This window comes from Limnofasciculus baicalensis BBK-W-15 (genome assembly GCF_024178385.1).
Classification (GTDB): Bacteria; Cyanobacteriota; Cyanobacteriia; order Cyanobacteriales; family Coleofasciculaceae; genus Limnofasciculus; species Limnofasciculus baicalensis.
In genome coordinates this window covers 1-11647 of the sequence record NZ_JAMZMM010000189.1, presented here as the reverse complement: position 1 = coordinate 11647, position 11647 = coordinate 1, and the positions used below count along the sequence as shown (strand labels likewise).

Annotated in this window: 8 protein-coding genes; 5 read left to right on the top strand and 3 right to left on the bottom strand. The window is 42.5% G+C overall.

Going from position 1 to position 11647, the window contains the following annotated elements; translation table 11 throughout:
* Positions 1-125: 125 nt before the first annotated feature.
* Together cphA and NJ959_RS17820 are read right to left on the bottom strand one after the other, a co-directional pair.
* Entirely contained in the window at positions 126-2807 is a 2682-nt protein-coding gene (gene cphA / locus NJ959_RS17825; RefSeq protein ID WP_254013090.1) for a cyanophycin synthetase, read from the bottom strand.
* 352 nt (positions 2808-3159) lie between these two features.
* The gene (locus NJ959_RS17820) at positions 3160-4029 is read right to left on the bottom strand and encodes a cyanophycinase (RefSeq protein WP_373693673.1); all 870 of its coding nucleotides are present in this window, start codon (positions 4027-4029) and stop codon (positions 3160-3162) included.
* 332 nt (positions 4030-4361) lie between these two features.
* Here NJ959_RS17820 and trmD point away from each other — a divergent pair, with 332 nt between their 5' ends.
* Positions 4362-5066: a tRNA (guanosine(37)-N1)-methyltransferase TrmD gene (trmD, locus tag NJ959_RS17815; RefSeq protein WP_254013088.1), complete on the top strand. Its 705-nt coding sequence runs from the start codon at positions 4362-4364 to the stop codon at positions 5064-5066.
* 148 nt (positions 5067-5214) lie between these two features.
* Positions 5215-6471, top strand: coding sequence for a DUF1517 domain-containing protein (locus NJ959_RS17810; protein WP_254013087.1), 1257 nt, complete (start codon positions 5215-5217; stop codon positions 6469-6471).
* Positions 6472-6576: 105 nt separating this feature from the next.
* Here the strand turns inward: NJ959_RS17810 and NJ959_RS17805 are convergent, their stop codons facing one another.
* On the bottom strand, positions 6577-6903 hold the full coding sequence (locus NJ959_RS17805; RefSeq protein ID WP_254013086.1) for a hypothetical protein: 327 nt from the start codon (positions 6901-6903) through the stop codon (positions 6577-6579).
* Between the two features lie 186 nt (positions 6904-7089).
* Here NJ959_RS17805 and NJ959_RS17800 point away from each other — a divergent pair, with 186 nt between their 5' ends.
* The 3 genes from NJ959_RS17800 to NJ959_RS17790 all read left to right on the top strand — a co-directional run bounded on the left by NJ959_RS17800 (position 7090) and on the right by NJ959_RS17790 (position 11504).
* Complete coding sequence (locus tag NJ959_RS17800) at positions 7090-8160, top strand: TniB family NTP-binding protein (protein ID WP_254013085.1); 1071 nt, start codon at positions 7090-7092, stop codon at positions 8158-8160.
* Between the two features lie 360 nt (positions 8161-8520).
* A complete protein-coding gene (locus NJ959_RS17795) occupies positions 8521-9129 on the top strand; it encodes a hypothetical protein (RefSeq protein ID WP_254013084.1) in 609 nt (202 codons plus the stop codon).
* A 275-nt stretch (positions 9130-9404) separates the two neighbouring features.
* Positions 9405-11504: an ATP-binding protein gene (locus tag NJ959_RS17790; protein WP_254013083.1), complete on the top strand. Its 2100-nt coding sequence runs from the start codon at positions 9405-9407 to the stop codon at positions 11502-11504.
* Positions 11505-11647: the final 143 nt, after the last annotated feature.

Here is an 11647-nt window from a genome sequence, read left to right as displayed (position 1 = left end):
GCGTTACGCTCTTAGCTAACGCACCCTATTTAATTTAAAACGAATTACCCAAACAGGAAATAAAAGTAGGGTACGTTATGACTAACGCACCCTACTTAATTTAATCTCAATACCTCAAAAAGCGATTAGCCGATAGCTGATGCTTGACTCATGACTGGTATTGTATCAGGAGCAGTTGCCTGGAAAGCATTCTCCGCTATGGGATGACGCGCTTCAATCAAGCGAAAAGCACCGCTCACAGTTTCCGGTAAAATTACCACTAATCCACCACTAACTGCCTCATCTAATCCCTTATTAACCGCCTCTTCCTCATTCAAAATCACCTCATAATTACTTTGGGGATTTTCTAATAGGATACCTTTGCGAATTAACTCAGCCGCATCACCACTTGGCCGCCCCCGTCTGTCTTCATCTTCCTTAACAATAATCCGGTTAAAGATTTTTGCGGCCAATTTACCTAGATTAATAAAATCTTCATCTCTGCGATCGCCTGGACCACCAACGATGCCAACCCTTTCTCCTGGCCAATTGCAGACAAAACTACCCAAAGCCTCATAACTAGCCACATTATGAGCATAATCCACTAAGGCGTGGAAGTGACCAAGATTAAACAAATTCATCCTTCCCGGTGTCTGAGCAACAGAGGCGCGGAAAGTGGTTAACCCGGCTCGAATTGCTTCAATTGTGACACCCTGGGCAAATGCTGCCAAACTTGCTGCTAGGGCATTGGCAATCATAAAGGGAGCCATTCCGCCCATGGTAACTGGTAGATGTACCGCTTCTTCAATCCTTAAAGTCCAATCTCCTCGGATAATTGATAGGTAACCATTCTCATATACCGCTGCCAAACCCCCTTGGCGAATATGATTTTGCAGCAATTCATTCTCTGGATTCATGGAGAAAAAGGCGACATGACCCTTTACTTTTTCTACCATAGCTGACACCAACGGGTCATCAGCATTGAGGATTGCATAGCCGTAGGGACTGACGGATTCAGCAACCACACCTTTGAGATGAGCTAACTGTTCAATAGTATCGATATCGCCAATACCTAAATGATCTGGTGAAACGTTTAAAATGACACCAACATCACAGCTTTCAAATGCTAAACCAGAGCGCAAAATTCCACCCCGTGCTGTTTCCAACACTGCCACTTCTACAGTAGGATCTTTAAGAATTACTTGAGCGCTTTGGGGACCTGTAGTATCTCCTTTTTCAACTAAATGTTCGCCAATATAAATACCATCGGTAGTGGTATATCCAATTACTTGTCCAGTTTGTTTGTAGATATGGGCAATTAAGCGTGTGGTTGTCGTTTTGCCATTAGTTCCAGTAATCGAAATAATGGGAATGCGATGAGGTTTTCCAGGTGGAAACAGCATATCCAATACAGGTGCTGCTACATTTCGGGGTAAACCTTGAGAAGGACAAACGTGCATCCGGAAACCTGGCGCAGCATTCACTTCTACAATTACACCATCTACCTCTCGCAATGGTTTGGTAATATCGGCGGTAACAATATCAATCCCTGCGATATCCAAGCCAATGATTTTTGCCGCACGTTCCGCGATCCAGATATTATCTGGGTGAATATCATTGGTACGATCTACAGCAATACCTCCCGTACTCAAGTTAGCTGTAGCCCGCAGGTAACTAGTTGCCCCTTTTTTCAGTACTGAATCTAAACTATAGCCCTGACGTTCTAATACGTCCAAACTAGTTTCATCTACGATAATTCTGGTTAATACATTATCGTGTCCATCTCCCCGATGGGGGTCAAGGTTAGTTTGATCGATTAATTCCTGTACAGTGGAATGACCATCTCCGATCACATGAGCGGGAATCCGCTGTGCTACTGCTGCCACTTTGCCATTAATCACTAACACTCGGTGGTCAAAACCAGCGTAGTACCGTTCAACAATTACGGCGCGGGAGACTTCTTTGGCGATATCGTAGGCTTTTTGAGATTCCTCCCAGTCGCGGATATCGATAGTAATGCCCCGTCCGTGATTACCATTTAGTGGTTTAATTACGATTGGGTAACTACCCACATCTGCGATCGCATCTTTCAACTCATCCAGGTAGTGAACCACTGTCCCCCGAGGTACTGGCACTCCTGAATCCCGCAGAATTTGTTTCGTCCCTTCTTTATCGCAGGCTAATTCAACTGCGAGAATACCGGAGCGATTGCTCAATGTCGCTTGTATCCGCTTCTGATTAACCCCATAGCCAAGTTGAATCATCGAGCGGGCACTCAGAGGCAACCAAGGAATCCCCCGCGCTTCTGCTTCTTTGACAATTGCTTCTGTCGAAGGACCTAATGCTGCATCGCGTCCTAAGTCTTCTAAGTCTTTGATATCTTGTTCTAATTCGCTCTGAGAATAAGTACCCGTACTAACAATACTTTGACATAATCTTACTGCTGCTCTTGCTGCATAACGACCTGCTTGTTCATCGATATACTCGAAGACAACTTGGTAAACTCCTGGTGTCGCCGTCTCCCTAGTACGACCAAATCCCACCAGCATCCCTGCCATTTCTTGCAGTTCTAATGCCACATGTTCGATGATATGTCCCATCATCGTCCCCTCTTTGACGCGACTGAGGAACCCCCCCCGCACGCCTGGGGAACAGAAATGATTGTCTAGACTGGGTAGCACCTTGATAATTCCTTCGTAGAAGCCAGGAATTGTGTTGGAGGGTTTCTCCGCTAAATCTTCTAAATCTAGACGCATGACGATCAATTTTTGTCGTCGAATGCTCCAATAGTTAGGACCGCGTAATGTCAGGATTTTCTGGATTTTCATAAAAACGGCAGATGATTCAAAACAGGTGGAAGGAAGCTTAGAGCGGCAATTGCCCCGATGAACAAGGAAGGTAAGAGTTCAGCAGTTCAGAATAGGACTGCTTATCTGTTCTAAGATTTTGCATCCTCAATTAGTGTCTAACTTGAAAAAGCTATAAAACTGTTCATGGCGAACAGTTTTATTTTTAAATGGTACTCGTGGGATTTTGATGATTGTGATAAATCTGAGTACCCAACAGAAACAGGAGCTGAAACTGTTTAAGACAAACGGTTTTTCCCCCATTTTTGTTAGATTCTTGCCCTTTTTTTTGTACCGCGTTGGCGGAGTGAGATCGTAAATAATCCTTAAGGAGTCAACTATCAATAAACCTCATCGAACGCTTATGCAAATGATAGCGATCTCCATGACATAAGATATGGACTCGCATATTATGGAGACTAATGGGATTTGTAGGATCTACATCTTGATGGTTCGTCTGAAACATTTCCCCAGGATCGATAATCGTCACAGTACCTTTCCCGAGTACCTGCATCCAGCCATCTCGCTCAAACATAGCACAGGTATCTTCATCAATACCTATACCCAATCGATCTGGATGACCTGCGATCGCGCTCATTAATCTTGCGGTACGATTACGATTGAGAAAATGCTGATCTACAATCACTTCTGGAATAATTCCCAATCCAATCGCCATATCTACCAAAGATTTATTTGGCGACTCACCACTCCCCCCCCCAGCGATCATGTGATGCCCCATCACTGCTGCACCTGCGCTCGTACCAGCCAGGGTAATTTCACCCAGATGTACGCGCTGACGGACTCGTTCCATTAAAGGGGTATCTGAGAGCAACCCGCACAAGCGCAATTGGTCACCGCCTGTCAAGAATACACCTGTGCATTCTTCAATATAGTCTTGAAATTGGGAGTCTGAACCTTGGGCGCGATCGCGGATATCGAGGACTCGAATTTCCTTTGCCCCCATTTCCCCGAAAATCCCCTGATAGCGATCCCCAACTAGCGTCGGTTCCCGTGACGCTGAGGGAATAATTGCCAGTCGCGCCTCACTCCCTCCGGATCTGTAAAAAAAGGTTTGGAGGATCTCGCGTCCATGAACTTTATCTTCAGCACCGCCAATTACCATAATCGCGGTTTTAGTCGATTGAGGCATCCGAATTCCTGAAAATTGAGATTCTAATTGCAATATACTGTTAAGTGTGCGCATAGGGTAGGTTGAATGCTTGAGTGAAAGCCTTTTGCTAGAAATCTCACTTTAGATCGATTTAGACTCTAGCTCAACTGGGTTTGTTGGCTGTAGATGACCGGAATACCCTGTAGCGCCAATCTGCCGATGTTTTCAGCTTGAGAAACTGACGGTTACGGCTTGAAGGCGGTAAACGATAGAATGGTTGGCATTTTTTCTCGCCAGGAAGAAACGCCTATCAAAGCCGCAATCTTTGTGATTTGAATCGCGCTCATTTTTACAATACTTTCTTATCATATCCTTAAACTGTAATCTTTTTATCTGAATGACCTTTCACACCCCATTAATCTCCCGTGCGATTTGATGTTGTCACTCTGTTTCCCGACTTCTTTACCTCTCCCCTAAGTTCGGGACTGATTGGTAAAGCACTCGCTAAAATAATAGCTGAAGTCCATTTTGTCAATCCCCGCGACTTCGCCACTGACAAACACCGACGGGTGGATGATGAACCTTACGGTGGTGGGGTGGGAATGTTAATGAAGCCGGAACCAATTTTTGCTGCTGTGGAGTCGTTACCAGTATTACCCCGACGGGATGTAATCCTGATGACACCCCAAGGACAACCGCTCAACCAGCAGTTGTTGGTGGAATTGGCAAGTTCTTACGATCAAATTGTGCTAATTTGCGGGCATTATGAGGGTGTTGATGAACGAGTCCTGAATTTAGTGACGCGGGAGGTGTCTTTAGGAGATTTTGTCTTGACAGCAGGCGAAATCCCAGCACTAACTCTGATTAACGGGGTGATGCGATTACTACCAGGCACAGTTGCTAAAGAGGAATCCCTCAAATTAGAAAGTTTTGAAGCAGGGTTACTGGATTATCCCCAATATACCCGACCTGCCGAATTTCGCGGTCAGAAGGTGCCAGATGTCTTACTTTCCGGTAACCACCGAGAAATCGAGCGCTGGCGCAGGGAACAGCAAATTGAAAGAACCCGCTCTCGCCGTCCGGATTTATACGCCAATTGGCTTAAACAATCCGACAGCAAAATTGAATAAAATAGATTGTTATACAACTATCGTCTATTACGGCAATTTTAAGATATGTGAGGTACAGAGAAACCCGGTTTCTCAAAGAAACCGGGATTCTGGAGTGTACTTCATAAACCCGCAATCTGCCCGATCGTTCTTTATCGAGCCAATAACTATGTTATCTAAAATAAACTTCAAGCTTTTCTCTGCCACACTTCTCTCTTTCGCTTTAATCAATAGTGTTAATATTCCCCAGCCGAATAATAATTTAGCAAAATGGAGCAACACTAGCAACGAAGCCTTAGCCAGAAGTAGTGGTGGACGTAGCGGTGGGGGATCTTTTAGAAGCTCACCTTCACGCTCCAGTGGTTCAAGTCGCTCTAGTGGTAGTAGCAATTCATCAACAAAATCTACCTCACCTTCTCACTCCAATACTAATGGCAGCAGTACATCAACCCAACATGCTGCTCCAGCTAATTCTCATCCCAGTAATACCACCACTGGAGCAACTGGCGGACGTGCTGTTGGTGGTAATTTGGAAAAAGCCACCACTCCAGTACCCTCAACTACACAAACCAAGCCTATACCAATTACACCTCATAGTACTGTCAATCCAAACTATAGTAATAGATCTAGGGGTATATTCTTCTTCAATATCGACAGTGATAATGACCAAAGGATTCCCAATGGAGTAAATAATTCTAATTCTGGTGTTTCTCCTGCTTCTGCCCAATCTCCCGGTAGTTTTTGGTTAGTATTCGTCTTGGGAGGTATGGCATTATTATTTATCTGTGGTGGCATCGTAGTTTTGGTATTTTCCACCTTGAATAAAAAACAAGGAAGTGTGGCAAATAAGGAAAGAGATAATGATATTATCACTGTCAGCAAATTACAGGTAGCTCTCTTTGCTCACACCCAAGGTCTACAATCTCAGTTATCAGACTTAACGCGAAATGTCAATACAGAAATACCTGACGGTTTGTTAGAATTACTGCAAGAATCCGCATTAATACTCCTGAAAAATGCTGATAACTGGAGTCATGTTTTATCCAGTTCCCAAACCAGCCATATCGATAAAGCAGAAGCGCTGTTTAATGAAATCTCTATCCAAGAGCGAGGCAAATTTACTATGGAAACCCTGACAAATGTCAGGGGTAAAGTTACGGAAAAAATCCCTACTATTTCAGATGCCAAAGAAGATGTAGGCTTGTATATTGTAGTGACACTGCTAGTGGGTACTGCCAATGATAAGCCATTATTTAAGGAAGTGCGCACAGTAGAATCACTCAAAAATGCTTTAGAAAAAGTAGCCTCAGTCCCCTCAGATTATGTCATGAAGGTTGAGTTACTTTGGAGTCCCCAGGAAGAGGGAAATAGCCTCACTTATGATGAGTTATTGATAGAGTATACGAATATGATTCAGATTACTTGAATCCTGGGGAGTAATGTATGGGAAAATGAGAGGAGGAAAAGAGGGAGTATTTCCTTTGCCATCGGCAGGAGAAGGATACCCGCAGGGTATCCTTGGTACAAGATCTCAGTTATACTTACCCGTGGTTGGGTTACTTTCCCGTTTATCCACGTCTGTCTTAATTTTCAGTCCTTGAGGAGTAATTTCTACGTTGAATCGATATCTACCATTCACCATATAAATAGTGGTTAGCGAGCCAATCGCAAATATAATTACTGTACAGAGTGGTAAGCTGACTTGCCATACCGGAAAGTTGGGTTGGCGGCGATTTTTTTGACTTCCTTGGCGTTTCATTTGATTACCTTGAAATTTGATACTCTCAATGTAATCTGCTGTTAGGTGAGAACAATACTGCGATAATTCAGGTAAAAGCTGAGATTTAGTTGACTTCAAGGTGACTTTTCGCTGATTTGGGGTTTGGATCTTTACGGGTATAATTGAGTCATATTAAGTCGGTTGGTATTGAGATCAGATCTTTTTTTAACGCAGAGGGCGCAGAGGATATCGCAGAGGTACGCAGAGGTATGTTGGGAGATGCTCATGTAGGCGGAAATTATATAAGCTGTTTGGTGAGGAGTTATGGCGCGATCGCAAAAAGTTTCCCCAGAGTATATTAAAAAGGTTAAATCAGCTCTCCAAGGGAATGGGTATCCCAGTCAGAAGGCTTTGGCTTCGGATATGGGATTGTCTGAATCGACAGTTAAAAATTTCCTGAGCGGTAAGCCTGTCGATTACTTGAATTTTGTTGAACTTTGTCATAAACTAGGATTAGATTGGCAGACTGTTGCCCATTTAGATAAAGATTTTCCTTCAGGAGAACCTTCTCCATTCATCACGGGTTCCCCTATTACCCATCCTCGCTATTTCTTTGGACGTGAAAGGGAATTAAAACGCCTTTTCAACTTACTGAAACGCCATCCCCTCCAAAATGCGGCAATTATCGGGAAGCAGCGGAGTGGCAAAACCTCTTTATTGCACTATCTAAAAAATATTACCACTACTCCACCCACAGAATTGCGCCCTAGTCAAAAATTAGATTGGTTACCCCATCCAGAAAACTATCTTTGGATATTTGTCGATTTCCAAGATGCGCGGATGGCAAATCGGGAGAAACTGCTGAGTTATATTTTAGAATCCCTAAGTCTGGAAATACCGACGGAGTGTGACTTGGAGAATTTTATGGAGGTGGTTAGTAAAAAATTGCGATCGCCTACTATTATATTACTTGATGAAATTGGGGTAGCCTTGAAACGCTGTCCGGAATTAGATGATGAGTTTTGGGAATGTTTACGTTCCTTGGCAACGAATTATACTGGAGGTAATTTAGCTTTTGTCTTAGCAACTCCAGAATCACCTATTGAATTAGCCCATCATACGCGTCATACTTCTCCATTTTTCAATATTTTTGGATATGCTGCCACATTAGGTGCGCTGACGGAAGGAGAAGCGCGGGAATTAATTGGCAATTCGCCGATTGAGTTTCCAGAGGAGGATGTGGAGTGGATTTTAAAAGAAAGTGGAGGTTGGCCTTTATTATTACAGATTCTTTGTCGGGAATGTTTGTTTAGTTTGGAGGAGGGGGAAAGTGATGGTAATTGGCGGGAGGAAGGATTGCGACAGATAGTGCCGTTTGTTAATTTAAAAACCTAACCCGACAGTGGTTAAAACCACTGTCTAATAGCTTAAGTCCGTTGAAACGGACTAATAAATTAATACTGTTAATTTATTAATTTCAATTGTCTTACTCTATGGCATCTAGGTAAAATTAAAATCATGTTCGGAATTAGATGATTGATTTTAGTTAATTTTATAAGCTCTCTCGTCTTTATGGTGATAACAAAATCTTATTCAACTGTAGGGTTTGTTAGGCACGGGCGATAAATTCAGGATTTCCACCCATAATTAAATTCCCGTGCCTAACGCACCATTCTCAATGTTGGTCACAAAAATGAACATTTTTCACCATTAACCCGAAAGAGCCATTTTATATTAATGAGGAAACTTGAAAAAATGTCATTTAGCACTTACAAAAGTATCAGCGCTGTTGCTAAAGAATTTCAAATTAAAGTAATTCGTGATAACTTTATTGTCGAAAGAGAATTTTCAATTAGTGAGGTATTTCGGACAGAATTAGACTTAATCTTTAGTGAGGGCGTTTTTGATAACTCGGAGATTGCTATTTGTGAGAATATAATTTATCCTATCTTGAAGGAAGTCTGGAAAACCTATCGGCATAACTTCCTGATCTGGAGTCACCAGACATTAAGCTATGATGATAAATTATCGGGAGTACCAGATTATATTTTAGCCAAGCGATCCCCTTTAGGTACAGTAGTTTTTGATAAGCCTTATTTTGTCTTGGTGGAGGCGAAGAAAGAAAGTGATTTTTCTGAAGGATGGGGGCAGTGTTTGGCAGAAATGGTAGCGGTGCAGCGGATTAATGAGGAACCGGAACAAAGTATTTTTGGGATTGTTTCTAATGGCGCGATGTGGCAGTTTGGTAAATTAAGGGGAGATAGTTTTACGCAAAATAAATTATTCTATACAATTCAGGAATTAGAGCGATTGTTTGGGGCGGTTAATTATGTGTTTCAGCAATGTGAGTTACAATTGAATTAGCCTGGATCAATATATTTTATGAAAGGACATCAAGCTGAGGTAGATCTTTATTTCCATCTTGCACCGTCGCAACAGCCCGCCAGTGGTTAAAACCACTGTCTAATAGCTAAAGTCGTCTAAAGACGACTGAATCAGAGTTTAGTCCATTTTAATGGACTTAAGCTATTAGACAGAGAATTTATTCTCTGGCAGTTATAGCAACTGATGCAAAATCTGAGATTAATGAAAAATATTTATATCCCAATAATTCACCCCTACAAATCATCGCGACTGAGATGACATCTCCACCAATTCCCCCCAACGCCTACACCCATGCACCGCAACAACACCCCAACTTAATTCTCGGTAGTTTACAACTTCTATTTTGGCTTATCTTCCGTCCCTCAGCTTTTCGCAATCACTTAAAACAAATTGATCCCGCCCTAGAGTACGAATCTAAGCAAAAAAGTCAATTAGGATGGCGAAATCCTGATTTGTGGAGACTGCTGATACAGGGATACCTAATATTGCCTTTCCTTATTCATTTAACCGTTGCCTTAGTGCGGTGGGGATTGGGTGAGTCGGTAGAGAAAATTGTGTTGGGCTTGGTGTTGGGCTTGGTGTTGGGCTTGGTGTTGGGCTTGGTGTTGGGCTTGGTGTTGGGCTTGGAGTCGGGCTTGGCGGTATTATTTGGAACAACTATAAACTTATGGAGACCATTAATATTCTATCCCTTCCTCAGTCTATGGCATACCCTACTCTATCAACTCGACAAACGACGGACAAATTCTCAACCTAGTCTATTACATTGGCATTCCGCCTTCTGGGATGAATGGCAACTTATCCCTCTCATTGGCTTAGACAAACACATCCTCTTAGTCATAGAGCGTAACCCAATTGAGGGAGAAGCTGCTATCAATTACCTGAATGACAGCCGTCAGCGTTGGGCAATTCAGAAAGTTCAGATAGAATTAGAAATCCGGAGACTAGAAAATTGTGACAATATCGCAGCCATCGGTAACATTCACCAACATATAGCCACTGGTGAAGTTGCAAGTTTAGTTAGTTCAATTCTCAGTAGTTTCAGTCGCATTAGCGAAAATATCAACGCCGCTTTAAATCAAAATAGTTCTTACAATCAGCGTCTAGTACTCAGTGATGTAGCAGAAAACTTAAATAGATTATCACGAGAATTAACCAGTAGCAGCGAAAAATATGCCCCTCGTTTCTATCCCATTGCCAAAAGTTGGTATGAAATAGTCACTAACCATATAGAAGAATTACGTCAATCTGTCGAACTCCGCCAAGAAATTGACTCACCTTATATTATCGCAGTCCCTCTTACCGTTCAACAGGATATCTTCACTGGACGTACTGACATCAGCACCCGTATCGAACAATTAATTATAGATCGCCGCCGCCCCCCGTTACTACTCTACGGACAGCGGAGGATGGGCAAAACTTCCCTCCTCAATAACCTTGGCAGACTTCTCCCCAATACCATTATTCCCCTATTTGTAGACTTACAAGGCGCACCTTCATCGGCAAATAACCATATCGGTTTTCTTTATAATATCGCCAGAGGGATGATAGATTCAGCCAAAAAACAAAGTGCTGTAATTCTACCCCCCCTCACCCGCGAATCATTAAAAGATGATCCCTTCACCTCTTTTGATGAATGGCTAGATAAAGTAGAACAAACACTCGGACAAAATACTGCCTTACTAATGTTAGACGAATTTGAAGTATTAGATAGCGCTATCAGAAAAGGAAGATTTGACGAACAAGATATTTTAGGAATGCTGCGTCACATTATCCAACACCGCCCCCGCTTCAAACTACTTATCGCAGGTTCCCATACTATTGAAGAATATCAGCGTTGGGCGAGTTATTTAATTAATGTCCAAATTTTACATATCAGCTACTTAAAAGAAGCAGAAGCACGAAAACTCATCGAAAATCCTGTCCCAAATTTTACCCTCCGCTACCAACCCGAAGCCGTAACACGAGTCTTGCAACTAACCCGCTGTCACCCCTTCCTAGTGCAATTACTCTGTGAGGAAATTATTGTCCTCAAAAATGAACAAGATCCCTCTATTCGTCGCTATGCTACTTTACCAGATGTGGAGGCAGGAATTCAACCTGCTTTAAATAGTGGTGCTTTCTTTTTTGCTGATATTCAAAATAACCAAATTACTCCAACTGGGTTAGCCATATTACGCTTTTTAGCAGCAAAAGGGGAAGGAGGTATGGTTAGCCAAAAGGATTTATTCCGTAAATTTCCAGATGAGGTTGAGGATGCTATCGATTTACTACTGCGACGGGAATTAATTGAGGAAGTAGGTGATAATTACCGCTTTCAAGTGGAATTAATTCGCCGTTGGTTTGAGCAATAAGGAGTGGGGATGGAGAGTTTTGAGTTTTGAGTTTTGAGTTTTGAGTTTTGAGTTTTGAATTATAGCAGTCGCCAAGGCAGTTAAGACATTCAAAATTCCTCAAACCCTTGATTTTACAGCTATAGCTTTCTTCCCTACTCCCC

Excerpts from the sequence above, each read along its gene's own strand:
- NJ959_RS17810 (WP_254013087.1), top strand. The coding sequence starts at position 5,215 with ATGTTATCTAAAATAAACTTCAAGCTTTTCTCTGCCACACTTCTCTCT.
- cphA (WP_254013090.1), bottom strand. The coding sequence starts at position 2,807 with ATGAAAATCCAGAAAATCCTGACATTACGCGGTCCTAACTATTGGAGC.
- NJ959_RS17820 (WP_373693673.1), bottom strand. The coding sequence starts at position 4,029 with ATGCGCACACTTAACAGTATATTGCAATTAGAATCTCAATTTTCAGGA.
- NJ959_RS17795 (WP_254013084.1), top strand. The coding sequence starts at position 8,521 with ATGTCATTTAGCACTTACAAAAGTATCAGCGCTGTTGCTAAAGAATTT.
- NJ959_RS17800 (WP_254013085.1), top strand. The coding sequence starts at position 7,090 with ATGGCGCGATCGCAAAAAGTTTCCCCAGAGTATATTAAAAAGGTTAAA.
- NJ959_RS17790 (WP_254013083.1), top strand. The coding sequence starts at position 9,405 with ATGACATCTCCACCAATTCCCCCCAACGCCTACACCCATGCACCGCAA.